Origin of the sequence: Gordonia sp. N1V (assembly GCF_029269935.1) — a bacterium.
GTDB classification, from domain to species: Bacteria; Actinomycetota; Actinomycetes; order Mycobacteriales; family Mycobacteriaceae; genus Gordonia; species Gordonia polyisoprenivorans.
Genome location: NZ_JARJDD010000023.1, coordinates 1 through 15,429 on the forward strand (window position 1 = coordinate 1; position 15,429 = coordinate 15,429).

Below are 15,429 nucleotides of genomic sequence, written 5' to 3' on the forward strand. Positions count from 1 at the left end.
GTCGTTGTGGTCGACGGTCAAGCACGAATACTACAAGCGACACGCCTTCACCACTCGCGCGAATCTTACTGCAGGACTTGACAATTACATTCGATTCTACAATCATGACAGGAGGCACAGTTCGTTAGGGATGATCTCACCCATCGACTTCGAGATCAGCTCGCACGCAAGTCAGCAATCAAGCTAACCGTGTCCATTTTTTCGGGGGAACCCCATACCGCCACTGGCATCCGATCTTGACATGGCGTTGCGGCGGTTGAAACTCGCCGCGATCTGTCACCTGGCACCCGAGGTGTTGTTGACCGCGAAAACCCAACGCTGGACCCCCGAGGAATTGCTACGCACCTTGGTCGAAGCCGAGATCGCCGCCCGAGACGCCTCCAACATCCGCAACCGACTCAAAGCCGCCGGGTTCCCCGTCACCAAAACGTTGGAGACCTTCGACGTGACCGCCTCGTCAATACCGGCGAACACCTTCGCCTACCTGGAATCCTTGGAATGGTTACGCGCCCAACATAACCTGGCGATCATCGGGCCCGCCGGCACCGGCAAAAGCCACACCCTGATCGGGCTCGGGATCGCCGCGGTGCACGCCGGACACAAAGTGCGTTACTTCACCGCCGTCGACCTCGTCGAAACGCTGTATCGCGGCATGGCCGACAACACCGTCGGCAAGATCATCGACACCCTGCTCCGCCAGGACCTGATCATCGTCGATGAAATGGGATTCGCCCCGCTCGACGACACCGGCACCCAGCTGTTGTTCCGGCTCGTCGCCGGCGCATACGAACGCCGCTCCCTGGCCATCGCCTCCCACTGGCCCTTCGAACAATGGGGTCGGTTCCTACCCGAACACACCACCGCGGTCAGCATCCTCGACCGACTCCTACACCACGCCACAACCGTCATCACCGACGGCGATTCCTACCGCATGACCCACCGAACGGAGGCCCCCAACCACTAAACCAAACCGCACAGGGCGGGGACTTTCAGCTGGCCACCAGCGGGGACCTCAACATGGCCATTGACACCACGGGGCACTATCCACCTGGTGTGCTGATGCCGACATCCCCGAACTCACCCGCCTGGCCACCACGATCGAGACATGGTGGCCGGCGATCCGTCCGTACTGGCCTGACAAGCGCCCGCACCGAGGGATTCAACCCGCTGGTCAAACGCGTGGCGTGCGGCTTCCGCAACACCGAGAACTCACGCCGCCGGACAAGATTCCACTGCACCCGCGCCCAGCGGGCCAACAACTAGCAATTCCACTGCTGAACAGCAGTTGCCCGCTCAACTTCGAGGAGCCGGGTTAGTATCCGGCGGGACATCCGCACTATAGGCGGCCATGTCGCTATGTAACGATCACCGACGGGCTCCCTCCCGCACGTCGTACACATAGGACACCCGAGATGGGTTATCGTGTGCCTGCACGGCCCCTACTTCTGGAAGGCACCGGATCGTCCAGTACATCAAATGTGCTGATCATCGAGCAGCCCAAGATAGTACTCGTACTGCTTCTGCACGCGCGATGGGATCGAAACCATGGTGCCCTCCTCCATCCGATAAGTCCTGTTCGAATCCCCACGAAAGGACAACCAATTAAAGCTGGTGCTAACCCAAATGTCATCGAAGATAAGAATCTTGGCGTGAGTGTTCCGTACCCGGATCAGAGAGAACTGCTGCTCATATCGCTTCGCGAGGTTATCGAGACGACGAAGCGCTGCGTCGTCCGAGCCGCGATCGTCCTCACCATAGCCGTGCGCGATCGTTACTTCGACCTTTGCTCGGAGCCGCCGCTCGAGTTTTGCAAGGAAATCGGAAGTAACTACCGCGCTCCGCACCCATGGCGCGATGATCATCAACCGACGCGTTGCAGTTCGCAGCGCCTCATCCAAGAGATCTGGGTGCTCGAAGACACTCACACTCCGAACCGGAACTCGTCCGTCTTCTCCGGTAGCGAATGGATCGGCAACCGGCTCGTTTAGCTTCCCTGCTTCTTCACTCTTTGGATTTCCTGCTTCTTCACTCAACGACTGAGAACCGTCGCCGGCTGGAGGCTCTTCCTCATCGCGTATTTCCTCAAGATCCGCGTCAAGAATTGGGCGTTCAGCGGGCATTCCGACAGATAGATCCAGCCGCTTAGCGGCACCAATGCGATCGAGGGCGATTCCGTGCGCGTTCGAGAGGTCGTCATCTAGGCAGAGAGCGAGTTCTATCTCGTCGTGACCTGCGTCGGCGAAAACCAACAACGTGCCGGGCAGGTACCTGTGCTTTCGCACACTGACCTTGTGGATGCGCAGCACTTGAAGTCGGTCTTCTTTGAGCAGCAGTTTGTTGAACTCTGTGGCGGTCACGTCATTTAGCCCGATTCGAGCATTTCGGTCGGCGGGTAAAATCAGCATGCCGCGTTCCTGCGCCTGTCGCTTCTCGACCAATGCGCTCTCGGGATAGTCCGCAAGCGCCCACGTCAGCCTGTCGAACGCAACCGGCAAGGAGCGTTCGACAGGTTGTGTCGCGGCGAGCGTTCGTGCCACTTCTACTCCCAGGGGCGTCAAGGTGAGTTCGCCGGTAGCGCGGCGGCGCAGGTGCCCCTCACGGATCTGTGATGCTGTGGCCTCAATGACATGGACCTCGTCCAAGCCCAAGTAAGCAGCAATTTCATCTGTCGTGGCGACCCCTCGATCGACGAACTGCAGCACAAAGGCCTCGGTGACTGGGAGGTCCTTACGCTCGCGAGCGAGCACATCAGCGCGAAGAATAGTCACCGGCACTGCAGCTTCCTCGATTGCAACGAGTTCAAGGCCTGGACGTGACTCACCGAATCGCCGATGAAGGATCTGCCATTGACGGCTCATCGAACTGCCTCCCTGACGGTGCACGCATCAGGATGACTTTCAATGTGACCCAGAACATTTCGCAGAGCACCGTTGGTGCCTCTAATGAACGCAGCGTCGCCGATGATTGTGAGCCCGAAGCGCGCCCGCGATAGTGCGACATTGATGCGGCGCCAGTAGTGGGGACCCAGAAATCCCAGTTTGCCTTCACGATTGCTTCTGGTCACGGAAACCAGGGCAAGATCAGCTTCGCGACCCTGCACAGCGTCAACGGATAGAACTGTCAGGAGGAGATGCGTAAACCTTCTCGCGGAGATACGCCGTCGGAGCTCTTCGACCTGACTCTTGTATGGCGCGATCACAAGCACCTCTAGCGGGCCGTCTGGGTTCAGGAGTTTGTACTCCACTGCATTATCGATTGTCTCTAGTTGGCTCACGATCAGTTTTGCCTCTTCGCGGTTGGCAAAGCTCTTCGTACCGTTTTCTCGCCGGGATTCTCCGAGATTTCCCGTGTCGATCCACGTGACCGCACGACCCATGAGTTGGTCCCATCCGACCAACCCTTGGGTGCGCGGAGATCTGAGCCGACGGTCGTAGAAGCAGTCGGAGATCAGATCTCCGATCGGCTTGATCATTCTGTACTGCTCTTCGAGCATGAGCTGAGAATGCTCAGGCAAATAGTTTACAAAGCGCTGGAACAGGGTTTCCTCCACATCCTCCCTGCTGAGGTTGCGCTCGGCGAGGATAGCATTCGCGCGCAGGAGATCTTCGTCAGTCGGTGGTAGCTGATGCGTATCACCAACAAGTATCCAGCGGTTCGCGCGCGACATCGGAATGAGAGCCTCGGTGAGAGTCGCCTTCGATGCTTCGTCTACTATGCACAGGTCGAATTCAAGGTCGCCAACGGCTTTGTTCCTCAGAAATCCGGTACACGTTCCCGCCACAACTGACGTGCCAGCCAGGAATAGTGACGCAAGGCTTTCCTGTGCACCGATCTCCTCCAACCACGCCGCCTGAAGCTCCAGCCTCTGAAGTAGTTCACGGCCTCCACTCAGTCCATCAAGGATGAGGTCGACTGCCGCGCGCGCATCATCACTCGTGATCGCTTCAGTAATCGTCAGGTGGCCCGCAAGATGTGCCTGTGCTTCCTTGACAAGCTCCGATCGACGATCGTGCTGTTGGTCCAATTGCATTTGGAGACTTTCCAAAGGGTCCTCGTCAGCAACCGCACTCGCGAGGGATGACTGCTTTTCGCCACGTGCCTTTACAAGCCCTTCCATCTGAATCTCCACTCGCTCAATTCGTCGGGCGACAGCCGCGAGTTTCTCAAGAATCAGTGCTGCACGAAGGTGGTCGGGTTGCAGTCCATGGTCGGCGGCTCGCTGAGCGATATTCGCCTCTGCCCGCTTCCTGACGCCCGCACTCCACTTCTGAACCTGGGTGTCGAGTAGCAGGCTCCGCACACCCGGTTGGACGACGGACTCGTCGACGCCTGCGAGTCGCACCAAACCCGTGACTCCCGCTGCGTGCAGCCGTTCAACCGCATTGTCAACAGCGACGTGCGTTTGCGACGCTATCAAGACTCGAGCACTCGGTTTCATTCTCAGGAACTGAGTCACGGCCTCGGTGATGAATCGAGTCTTCCCTGTTCCGGGTGGACCCTGGATGACTAACACGCCGTCCGCACCCAACGCGAGTTGAACGGCCTTCTTCTTGATCGGGTCGAGGTCGGCACTCCACGACGCGACATCGACAGCCGTGGGCGCCGGGTTGCATGCAGGATCCACGAGAATGGAGCGAAGTTCCGGGCAAGCAGCACCGCCCCGTCTCACTGCGTTGACAGCGTTGCGCTGTCGATTCAAAGCGATGGCGCTGGGCTGATTGTAGGGAATCAGCGTAGCCGCCACGGGGATTCTCGCCAGTGGTCTCCCTGGAGACAGCAGAGTAAGCCGATCTGCCTCCTGATCGATGATCTCGCCGTACCCATACTTCCGGCCAGCCTGCTGGTCGACGACCTGCCACGCAGATCCGATGAGATCGATCTCAAGCGGGTCGACCAACGTGAATAGGGTCCGCCGACCCTCAGTTGTATAGCCGCGGTATAGCAAGTCCGCGTCATCGCCTCTGCCCAACTCCTCGCGTGCATCGAGGATGTTCAGCCACCGCTCGAACAACTCGTCAGCTTCGTCATCCGCAGCGGTCTCGGGATTGTTTCGGCGCTCGTAATGCTCGTCGAGGAGCTGGAGCAGCGTCCGAGTGGCCGTTTCGCTCCCGGCCTGTTTGAGTGGCCGCTGCACAGTCCAAGAGAATATGGGCGGGAGCAACATTCCGTTGTGACGCCCACCCTCAAGCTGTTCGAACTCCAGCGCTGGGGCGGCTGTGACCGTAAATTGGGCCGAATCTGCAGCACGCCTTAGCGTGTACCGATGCTCAGAACCGATCAGCAAAACAATCGTTCGGTCGACCTGGCCAGATTCCCTGTTTAGTCCGAAGTGGGCATGAACCTCACCCCGCAAATCCGCAAGCAGCTTCACACCTGCACGCTGACGATCTATCGGTTCGCCCGCCAGGTGTACTTGTGCTGCCTTTGTTAGGTCCAAGAACACTTCGTTGTCCGACTGAGCCCTGCCTGCCGCTCGGCGATCCGCTATGGCTTTCAGTCGGCCTGCGAGATCTGAGGCGTTCGCTGGGCGCTCAGTGGGTTCGGTGCTTACGCAAGCCGACAGCACGTCCCTGACCTCCGGTGGGACATCTACTGCTTCAAGCGCCGGTTTGACGTCGGGGAAGTCCTTGATCAAGTCCTTGCTGAGACACTGCAGGATGAGGATACCGACACTGTAAACGTCGCGAACATACGGAATCGTTGCCTCCATTTCGGGCGGCGCATATGGCCCAGAACGATAGTGCTGCAAAGTCATTTCGCTGTGCGGCTCGTCGCTTCGAATCTTTGCTATCCCGAAGTCCGCTAACAACGGTTGACCCGTCGCGTCGATCAGGACGTTTCCTGGTTTGATGTCGCGGTGCTCCAGTTGCTTAAGATGGGCGTAGGAAAGGCCGGCGAGAAGGGGGTCCACAAACTCTGAGTAAAGGTCATCCCATCCGCCCCAGGGATACTCTCCCAATACGTCAGTCAGGCATCGGTCAACCCAGTCGAGCACGAGAAAGTAGGTGTCGGCCTCGTCAATGCCCGAGTCCCGAAGCCGGACGATGTTGCGATGGTCGAGCGACCGCAACGCCTGGGACTCACGCTCAAATACCTTCTTGGTCACCTCGTCTGTTGAGGCGATGACGAACTTGACTGCGACGGCGGAACCGTCACGCATGTCAATCCCCTTGCGGATCGTCGAGAGGCCTCCTGAGCGTGGATGCGCATCAAGTAGTACGAAATGTCGTCCGACCTGTTCCACCTAGTGCTCCCTTGCTCCCTCGGCACGAACTCTCACACACGATATGACGTGGGCAGTCACGCGGACTTCTCATCCGCTGATGAGCTGATACGTTCGATTGTCTGTACCAAGTGCGAGACCTTCGCCATATCAAAAACCTGCGTCGGCCCTTGGGGTGCGTTGTCCGTAAATGGCGGATCAAACAACTGGGTAGTGTCCATCGAGCCGTTGCGGGTGAGGTAGTCGACCACTAGCCCAATAAAGTGGATTTGATTGGCAGTTGAGTTTAAATCGTTGATGAACTCGGCAAACGCCTCATTTACCGCTTGTTGGTCGAGCCCAACAAGTGACCGGATGAAACGGCCAAGGCCGTGCGCATCGGCGATGGCCTGCTGAAGCTCTCGGTCGGTACCAGCACCACTTCGGGCGAGCAGCTCCTGTAGCGAATCAAGATCGCTCTGGGCCAGTGCCTTCCCAGTTCGCAGCTTCTGCAGCGCGAGGTTATCCGGCTGGCGGCGTAAGTAGTCGCGCATCTTGGCGTTGAAGCGCTCCCTGTCTGTGCTCGTGGCCATGTGCGGCATATCGACGTCAGTGACATCGCCGGTGAAGGTGTCCTGCAGATCGGTGTAGACGAACGGCTGCTTCGTCTTCTCTAGCAGCCCTACCAGGGATCGCAGCTCTTTGCGCGCGTCCTCAAGCATCTCGGGGGTGACGTCCTCCCACCATTCCTCGGAGGCAACTTCGCGCAGTAGTTCTTCTTTGGCTTTGATTTTGGGAATGGTGAGCTGCTCGAGCAGGCCTTCGGCGATGGTGCGGACTCTGACTTCTTGTCGTTCGAGGGTGGTGTCGTCGGCCTCGATCACGGCGAGTTGCCCGTGGAGGACGATGAGGTCGAAACGTTTGGCCATCTCGTCGGTGTCCCGGACGGTGGTTGGGAGATCGGCCAGGTTGTCGACGATCTCACGAACCTTCTGTTCGGTCAGCGATTCCCATTCGCTGCGGTCGCGATAGACCTCGACCTGCCGCCGGCGGGGCCGGACGAGGAAGTTGTCGAGGTTCATGCCGGCGACCTGGGTGTGCAACACATCGGTGATGTCTTCGCGCAGTTCGGTGTTCGTGTCGGCGCGGTCTAGGGCCCACACCACGTCGGTGCGGGCAGTGAACAATCGCTCCGACAGTGAAGCCGGCAGACGTGATTCGGCGGGTGCGGGGTGGGCGTTGAAGAACTCGACGTTGCCGCAAAGGTCGAAGATGAAGAAGTCGGTCTTGTCCTGGCCCGGCCCGTAGAGGTCTTGGCGGAGGCGGGTGCCTCGCCCGACCATCTGCCAGAACTTAGTCTTGGACCGGACCGGTTTGAAGAAGACTAGGTTGACGACGTCGGGGACGTCGATGCCGGTGTCGAGCATGTCGACCGAGATCGCGATGTGCGGGTCGGACGTCGGCTGGGAGAACTGGTCGATGAGGTCTTGGCCGTGGGAGACGGCGTGGGTGATGACGGCGGCGAACTTGCCGTTGTACTGCGGATAGTTATGGTCGAAGCGTTGGGCGATGAAGTCGGCGTGTTTCTGGTTCTTGGCGAAGATGATGGTCTTGCCGAGACGGTCACCGCCAGCGACGCGGTGGCCGCGGGTCATGAGGACTTCGATGGCTTTGTCCACGGTGTCGGTGTTGAACAGCCACTTGTTGACCGCCTCGGACGAGACTTCGTCAGGGAACTCGTCCGGGTCGACGTCTTCGCCCCAATCCTCGCCCTCCCAACGCTTTTTTTCCTCGTCGGACAGGTCGTCGTATTTGATGCCGGATCGCGGGAACGCCAGTGGCACTGTCACGGCCCGTGGCGGAACAAGGTAGCCGTCCTTGATGGCTTCCTCGAGACTGTAATCGTCTGTGGGGATTCCGGTTTCGAGGTTGAACAGCTGGTAGGTGTTGTAGTCGACCTCGTCCTTGGGGGTGGCGGTGAGGCCGAGGAGGTAGGAGTCGAAGTACTCGAAGATGCGTCGGTACTTCTGGTACACCGAGCGGTGGGCTTCGTCGATGACGACGAGGTCGAAGTAACCGGGACCGAAGCGCCGGCGGCCGTTCTCGAGGTCGTTGATCAGGCCCATCATGGTCGGATAGGTGGAGACGTAGATGCGCCCCTCGGTGTTCTTCTCTGTAAGCAGGTTGACCGGCGATGCGTCGGGCAGGAAGGTCTTGTAGGCGTTGACGGCCTGCTTCACCAGAGCTTTGCGGTCGGCAAGGAACAGGATGCGCTTTGTCCAGTTCGCGCGCATCAGCATGTCCGACAGCGCAATCACCGTGCGCGTCTTGCCCGAGCCCGTAGCCATCACCAGCAGCGCAGCGCGCTGCCGTTTGACCTCGAGGCCTTCGGTGACATTGCGAATTGCCCTTGTCTGATACGGCCGTTCCACAATGGCTGTGTTGATGTCTACGTCGGCGAGCTTCTTTCGAGTGGTGCGACGCTGGATCTCGAGAGTCAATTCGTCGCGGGTGTAGAACCCCTCCACCTGGCGGGGCGGATAGTTGGTGTCGTCCCATAGCCACGTGTCGAAACCATTGGTGTAGAAGATGATCGGGCGTTGCCCATGCATAGCTTCGAGGCAGTCAGCATACAACTTGGCCTGGTACTGGCCGACGGTGGCGTCTTTGGAGGTGCGTTTGGCCTCCACCACCGCCATCGGCAGCCCGTCCGTGCCCCAGAGCACGTAGTCGACAAAGCCGTTCTTGCCCTCGGGCATGCCGGTGACCGGATATTCACGAACCCGCGGCGCGTCGACGTCCCAGCCCGCTTCGCGTAGCAGCAGGTCGATGACGTCGGTGCGGGTGCGGGCTTCATCGTAGTCGTGGGTGTCCGCCTGTTGGGCCGCGGACGACTGTGCCGCGGCGACCTGGGCACGCAGCTGGGCAACCAGCTCTTCCAAGCTGGCGTGCGCGGCATCGGCGGCTTTGAGCTGTTCGTCGCGTGCGAGGAGTTGCTCGGTGAGGTCGGCGCGTACGCCGGCGGCCTCTTCAAGCTGGGCGTCTTTGCGTTCGAGCTCGGCGCCAAGTTTCTGCAGTTGCGCCATGGTTTTGGCGACCGCAGCTCCGCCACCCGGCTTGGGCAGCTTCGCCCGGTCGAGCTTCTGCTCAGGGGTTGGCTTCGAATCCGGTTGGGTGGCGTAGGTGCGGGCAAGCCAGGACAGCACGTGGAACAGTTCCTCGAGCAGGCGGATTCCTGATTCCTGCCCGATCGAGCGGTCGTCGTGGACGGCATGGTTGCCGGCACGGCGGATCAGATCCAGCTTCGTCTGTACGTTACTCGGCAAGATCGCCTGGAACGCGGGGTCGTGGATGCGCGCAGAAAGGTCATCCTTGTAGGGCTTGTCCAGGCCGTTGACCGTGTACAGCCACTTGACCGCGGCCTCCACGGTGCGGCGAGCATAGAAGCAGGTTGAACGGCTGTCGAACAGCGCGTCACGCTCTGCATTCTTCGCAGATGCGTGAATCTGGGGCCACTCACCCTGCAGAAAATCGAAGTTGCCGGCCACCTTGCCTCCTCCCTCACCTGTCCGATCTTTACACAATGCCTGAGCTGATTGACGTAAGCCGGACAGACTACATCGCTCCTCCGACAAGTTGAATGAACCGCTGTCGCCGAGACGGTGTCGGCTCCACAGGGCACAATCGATTCGCTCAATCACACCGTGACGGAGGGCCGATGTCATTCGAGACGAGCAGAACTGCATTCATCGCTGACCAGCTCGGTGAACTCGCGGTCCTCCCGCTCTTCGACGATGACTTCTCCATCGTTCTCGACCCGGGTGACGCCGGATTGCGATTGACCGCATCCCCGTTGGACGTTGACGACGAAGAGTATGTGATGACCTACGACCGCGAGCGGTGGACAGATCACGATCCCACCGCGGAACGCGACGCGAACGCGGCAACGCCGACGCCCTGGGCTCCGTTGATTCCCGACGATGTCAAGGACGTCGATCCGAGCGACGAGGACGCGCTCACCGACCAACTCTTCGCCACCGCGGGTGCTCACGCTCAGCTGGTGGATCTGTTCACGACGCTTGTTGCGAGTGGCTGGCTTGCAACCGTGCGCCACGTCGATTCGAAGGATGCAACGACCGGCACTCCGCAGATTCGCCTCGATGCGGAGGCCCCGGGCAGCGATGCGGAGCGGGCGGCGACGGCGCTGCGCGCGCTGCGTCTGCCAGTGGGCTTGGCACGTCTCGAGGCGACGTACGGGCCGGCAGGTGTGAGCGATCGAGCACTGTGGCGGTTCCCCGACGACTTGGCCGTGGCCATCACCGCAAATGGCGAACGTCGGCCCGTAAGAATCGATGATGTACAAACTTATGCGATCAGCAGCGCGCCGGCGTGGACTCTCCATCAGGGCATCGACGCCAAAGTCCAGCGCCACACCGCAGGTAGTCCGATGAAGGGCTCCGTACTCGCCCAGCTCGCCATCCCATCGACCCCTTCACAAGCTGAGATCTATGAACGCCGGAACGCGGTGGACACATGGGCATCGAACAATGGATTCGGGGCGTCGATCGAACCGGCAAGACCCGCTGATGTCCAGCGAGCCCTCGATGAGCTCGACGAAGGGAACGTTGGCTATTACCTCCTCGAGTTCACCAACGGGGATTGCTATCTCGGCCAGTCAATTTCGATCGCGGATCGACTCAAAGGGCACCGTGCGCTTCACAAGGACATCGGCGGTATTCGCCTACTGCCCGACCTGACCGCACGAAGCCTTGTGAATCCACTCAGGCATCTACTCGACCGCGAAGCAAGCCTCATCCACAGCCTCCAAACCGCTGGTCTACCTGCGAGGAACAAGGCTCAGATGACGTACCAGACCGGTGACGGCCTTCCGATCGACGAGATCTTCAAGTCGAACGGAACCGCGGCTGCGGAGTGGCTCGCCGATCCCATCAGTTGCAACCGGCGTGGCGGAGAAGCAGGCCGTGCCCTCACGCCAAGCGCGGACCAAATGGCGGCTGGGGAGGCCGCGTACAAACGCTGGGTTGAGCGGACGGGAGAGCACGCCGACACCGTGCGGTCGCTGTTGGGCATCTACATGGCCCGTTGCCTGCCGCTTCCGCTGCGTACCGAGTACACGCACTGGGTACTCAGCTCGCCTCAGGTCATCCCACGCCATCGCACACTATCGAACCTCAGTATCGGTTTCACCGAGGTTTTCCGGACCATGATCGACAGGGACGGACACCTGAGCGGGATGCTGCACGTCAACGGGATCGAACTCCTCGGCGCAGATATGTCCGACGACGCCCTGGTCAGATTCATGCGCCAACACCCCGGAGTCAGTGTTACGCAGTCCCCATATCAGGCAGCCGGGCCTTTCAACTTAATGCTGTGGGCGCCGGATTTGGAATCGGTGGACGACCTCCTCGATGACACAGTGGTGACCCGCGCTGCCGCGACAGCGGCGCTGCACCTGATGCGGAAGAGCAAGGTCGGGAACATCAAGAATTCACACAATCCCGTCCTGGTTAACGCCATCCTTGGGGACAAACGGTAGCTACTTGCGCATCGCGATCAGTCGAAGAAGTCTTCGTCGACCTCGACCACGGTGAACACGTCACGCGTCTGAACGCCGATGCCGTACTTGATCATTAACGCAGCCAGCCGTTCGCCGTCGATCAGAATGATTCGTGTGCTCACGCTGTTGGCATACTCACGGGCACCGGGTGAAAACGAGCTCGTCGTGATGAAGATTCCGCGCGAGGCGCCCATGCCGTGCAGCGCTCCAACGAAGGCCTGGATGTCGGGGCGGCCAACCGTGTTGCCCTGCCCATATCGCTTGGCTTGCACGTAGATCTGGTCGAGGCCGAGGGCGTCCTGATCGATGACCCCATCGACGCCGCCATCGCCCGTCCCGCCGAGCCTCGTTGCCTTCTGCTCCGTTCCGCCGTATCCCATCGCGACGAGTAGCTCAAGAACCGCGCTCTCGGGGAAGTCGGGCGTCTGTTCGCGGATGCGCTTGATCAGGTCGGTCTTCACCTCATCATGAAGGCGCGCGACGCCCTCGTTGATCTGCTCAAGCGGTTCGATAGTCGATTCATGAATGACAGGCGTCTTGCGTTGATCTGTGGGCGTTGACGGCGTGTACGCCTGGTAGGCCGGGATCAGCTTCAGATGAGCATCGCTAATGTCCCCGGTGTGCTCAGCGAGAAACCTCATACCTGCGTCGGTGATTTGGTATGTCGCCCGACGCGGCCGGTCGACAAGCTCAGCACGCACCAAATCCGATAACGCCCAACCACAACGGCCCTCTGCCCGATTTCCACCGCTCGCAACCTGCTCACCCAACTGCTCATCTGTGAGCTGCATGTACGCAAGGACATCTGCCACTAGTTCCCGGCGTGACCGCGTCTTGCGATCCGACATCGTCTCAAGAATGGGTCGCAAGAATCCCTGCCAGACAGGAAGGTTCGTTACTGGCCAGGACGACATCACAGTTCACCGCGAAAGGCGCGGGACTGGAGAGCCGAAAAGAGGTCGTCGAGCGCTTGGGCATCTCTCTCGAGGGTCTCACGTTGCCGTTCGATCGCATCCACGGCCCTTGCATAGGTCCGTTGACACTGGGGACTCGCAAGCAGGATCGGAATTCGCTGCAGCTCTTTAGCATTGATGTTCGCCATGCCTACGATACTCTTGCACATATTGCGCAGAACAGCCTTGCCGTGCCTCGAATTCAGATAGCCAGCAACGTATGCAGGCTCGTTGTCTCCCTTTAACCGAAGACGTACAAGATAGCCAGCGTAGGCCATTCGCCGCTCTCCACGATAGACAGCGGTCTTGCCCACGAGCGCCGCGCTGTTAGTTCGATTGAAGAGGATATCGCCGGAAACCACAGTATAGCGATCGACCTCGCCGGGTGCGAGGTTCATGTACTTCAGATCAGCAATGTCAATCTGGCCGTTCATTGTTAAGTTGCCCATTCGAAGAACTGGCACGTCACCATCAGGCACGCTCTTCTGCGAAGTTCCATACCTCGCACTATCGACCAAGTCCCCAATCGAGCCAAGCGGCAAGCCGTACCGATTCGACGAAGGATCACCAAATGCTGTGTCGAAGCTCGAGCGTTCTAGCTCGGTGACGAATTCTAAGGCGGTCTTCCGCTTGGTGCGGAGGGTGTCGGCGAGGTCGAGGATGGCGGCGATGCGGCGTTGTTCGGGGAGGGGAGGGAGATCAGGGACCTGGAGCGCCAAGAAGTCATCGACGCTGGTCCTGCGTTTTCGTGGCACAGAGCCATAGGCGATGGTGTCGTAGCGGGCAATCATGTCTTCTGTAAGCAGCAACCTGATCAGATAATTTGGATCGACTCCTTCACGCGCACGAAAGGTTGGGTACAACGGGGAGATGATTCCTTTGTCCCAGTGCCGATTCTGAGCAATCGCTCCGGCCCACAGCAAGTACGGGTTGAAGGCGATGTCGAACATGCCGATTAGCTTGTATTTGCTGGTGTTCTCAACTGCAAGGCGCTTGTTGAACCGCTCACGTTGTGCGACGAAGCCATTTCGCTCGGTTAGGGTCAGGACCTCAGGCTCGGATTCGCCAGGCTTTGCTCGGTCCTTGAACTCGTAGAGAAGGTCACCGAGTGAAATCATTTAGCGCCGCCTGCCAGCATCTGCCGCAGTTCGGCGAGTCCGGATTGGATGTCGAGTTCGAGTTTGTCGAGTTCGTCGAGAATCTCTTCGGGTGCGCGGTGTTCGACCTCGTCGTGGACGATCACCTTGTACCGGTTCAGGCTGAGGTCGTAGCCCTGCTCCTCGATCGCGTTCCGTGGAACGCAGAACGACTGCTCGGTGCGCTCACGCTGGAGCTCAGAGCTATCGCGTTCGGCCCAGCGGGCGAGGACGTCGGGCAGGTTGTTCTTGACGTGCTCGTCATCGCTAAGTGCGGCGAGCGGTCCAAGTTTGTCGCTGTCGAGCAACGGGGTTCGTTTGTCGTCGAGCGAGAATCCGTCGGCCTGGACATCGTAGAACCAAACGTGGTCGGTGCCGCCCGAGTTGGTCTTGGTGAAGAACAGGATCGCGGTGGAGACACCAGCGTAGGGCCTGAAGACGCCGGACGGGAGCTTCACGACGGCGTCGAGCTTGTGGTCGTTGACGAGCATCTGGCGCAGTGTCTTGTGGGCTTTCGACGAGCCGAACAGCACGCCGTCAGGCACGATCACCGCAGCGCGACCGCCGGGCTTCAACAGTCGGAGGAATAGCGCGAGGAACAGTAGTTCGGTCTTCTTGGTCTTAACGATCTGCTGCAGGTCTTTGGCGGTGTTTTCGTAGTCCAGGCTGCCGGCGAACGGCGGGTTGGCGAGCACCAACGAGTAGGCGCCGGCGTCGCCGGTGTTGGCTTCAGCCAATGAGTCGCGGTAGCGGATGTCGGGTTGCTCCACGCCGTGCAGGAGCATGTTCATCGAGCCGATGCGCAGCATGGTGCTGTCGAAGTCGAAGCCGTGGAACATGTCGTGGTGGAAGTGCTTGGCGCCCTTGCCCGAGCTGATCTCTCCGGCATGGTGGTCGCGCATGTACTCGGTGGCCGCGACAAGGAAGCCGCAGGTGCCGGACGCGGGGTCGACGATGGTGTCGCCGGGGTCTGGCGCCATCATCTCGACCATCAGTTTGATGATGTGGCGTGGGGTGCGGAACTGGCCGTTCTGGCCGGAGCTGGCGATCTTGGCAAGCATGTACTCGTACACGTCGCCCTTGGTGTCCAGATCGCGCATCTCGATCTTGTCGAGTAAGTCCACCACCTTGGTCAACATCCCCGGGTTCGGAATGGACAGACGAGCATCCTTCATGAAGTGGGCGTAGGTGGAGTCCTCGTCGCGCATGGTACGGATGAACGGAAAAACGTCCTGTTCGACAGCCTGGAACATCTCGTCCGGGGCGTAGTTCTTGAACACCGACCAGCGCAGTCCATCGCGGTCGACCGGAAAGGGGTTGCCGAAGATCGGCTTTTTCGTCAGGTTGGCGCGGTTCAGCGCGAGTTGCTGCTCGTCATCAAGGCGGCGGATGAACAGGAGGTAGGTGATCTGTTCCATCACCTCCAGGGGGTTGGCTATGCCGCCGGACCAGAACGCGTCCCAGACGGCGTCGACCTTGCTCTTCTGCTCTCCAGTGATCACTCGCGCACTCCATCAAGTCGTCAGAACCCGAATAGGACTGTATAGCGCGACGCGCCGG

Annotated in this window: 8 protein-coding genes and 1 pseudogene; 3 read left to right on the top strand and 6 right to left on the bottom strand. The window is 59.8% G+C overall.

All coding sequences use genetic code 11. The features are described 5' to 3' along the window. Positions 1-241 precede the first annotated feature (241 nt). Entirely contained in the window at positions 242-964 is a 723-nt protein-coding gene (istB, locus tag P3L18_RS22920) for an IS21-like element helper ATPase IstB (RefSeq protein ID WP_276115332.1), read from the top strand. 85 nt (positions 965-1,049) lie between these two features. Beyond that, a pseudogene (locus P3L18_RS22925) lies at positions 1,050-1,263 on the top strand (transposase); the annotation flags it as partial. Positions 1,264-1,472: 209 nt separating this feature from the next. Here P3L18_RS22925 and P3L18_RS22930 read toward each other — a convergent pair. From P3L18_RS22930 to P3L18_RS22940, 3 genes are read right to left on the bottom strand one after another with little or no spacing between them, the layout of a single operon-like run. Further along, positions 1,473-2,858, bottom strand: coding sequence for a hypothetical protein (locus tag P3L18_RS22930; RefSeq protein ID WP_276115333.1), 1,386 nt, complete (start codon positions 2,856-2,858; stop codon positions 1,473-1,475). Continuing rightward, positions 2,855-6,244 carry a serine/threonine-protein kinase gene (locus P3L18_RS22935; RefSeq protein WP_276115334.1) on the bottom strand — a complete coding sequence of 1,130 codons (3,390 nt, stop codon included), beginning with the start codon at positions 6,242-6,244 and terminating at the stop codon, positions 2,855-2,857. Before P3L18_RS22935 ends, P3L18_RS22930 begins: the two co-directional genes overlap by 4 nt. A gap of 56 nt (positions 6,245-6,300) precedes the next feature. Then, a complete protein-coding gene (locus P3L18_RS22940; protein ID WP_276115335.1) occupies positions 6,301-9,750 on the bottom strand; it encodes a DEAD/DEAH box helicase family protein in 3,450 nt (1,149 codons plus the stop codon). Between the two features lie 170 nt (positions 9,751-9,920). Here P3L18_RS22940 and P3L18_RS22945 point away from each other — a divergent pair, with 170 nt between their 5' ends. Then, positions 9,921-11,759 (top strand): hypothetical protein, encoded by a 1,839-nt coding sequence (locus P3L18_RS22945; RefSeq protein WP_276115336.1) that lies wholly within the window; start codon positions 9,921-9,923, stop codon positions 11,757-11,759. A gap of 17 nt (positions 11,760-11,776) precedes the next feature. On the opposite strand, the gene P3L18_RS22950 is transcribed toward P3L18_RS22945, so the two are convergent. From P3L18_RS22950 to P3L18_RS22960, 3 genes are read right to left on the bottom strand one after another with little or no spacing between them, the layout of a single operon-like run. Then, complete coding sequence (locus P3L18_RS22950; protein WP_276115337.1) at positions 11,777-12,694, bottom strand: restriction endonuclease; 918 nt, start codon at positions 12,692-12,694, stop codon at positions 11,777-11,779. Beyond that, positions 12,694-13,851, bottom strand: coding sequence for a restriction endonuclease subunit S (locus P3L18_RS22955; protein WP_276115338.1), 1,158 nt, complete (start codon positions 13,849-13,851; stop codon positions 12,694-12,696). The genes P3L18_RS22950 and P3L18_RS22955 overlap by 1 nt, the downstream gene beginning before the upstream one ends. Next, positions 13,848-15,371 carry a class I SAM-dependent DNA methyltransferase gene (locus P3L18_RS22960; RefSeq protein ID WP_276115339.1) on the bottom strand — a complete coding sequence of 508 codons (1,524 nt, stop codon included), beginning with the start codon at positions 15,369-15,371 and terminating at the stop codon, positions 13,848-13,850. Before P3L18_RS22960 ends, P3L18_RS22955 begins: the two co-directional genes overlap by 4 nt. Positions 15,372-15,429 lie beyond the last annotated feature (58 nt).

What these genes read in the sequence shown, in the direction of transcription:
- istB (WP_276115332.1), top strand. Translation starts at nt 242, where the DNA reads ATGGCGTTGCGGCGGTTGAAACTCGCCGCGATCTGTCACCTGGCACCC.
- P3L18_RS22930 (WP_276115333.1), bottom strand. Translation starts at nt 2,858, where the DNA reads ATGAGCCGTCAATGGCAGATCCTTCATCGGCGATTCGGTGAGTCACGT.
- P3L18_RS22945 (WP_276115336.1), top strand. Translation starts at nt 9,921, where the DNA reads ATGTCATTCGAGACGAGCAGAACTGCATTCATCGCTGACCAGCTCGGT.
- P3L18_RS22950 (WP_276115337.1), bottom strand. Translation starts at nt 12,694, where the DNA reads ATGTCGTCCTGGCCAGTAACGAACCTTCCTGTCTGGCAGGGATTCTTG.
- P3L18_RS22955 (WP_276115338.1), bottom strand. Translation starts at nt 13,851, where the DNA reads ATGATTTCACTCGGTGACCTTCTCTACGAGTTCAAGGACCGAGCAAAG.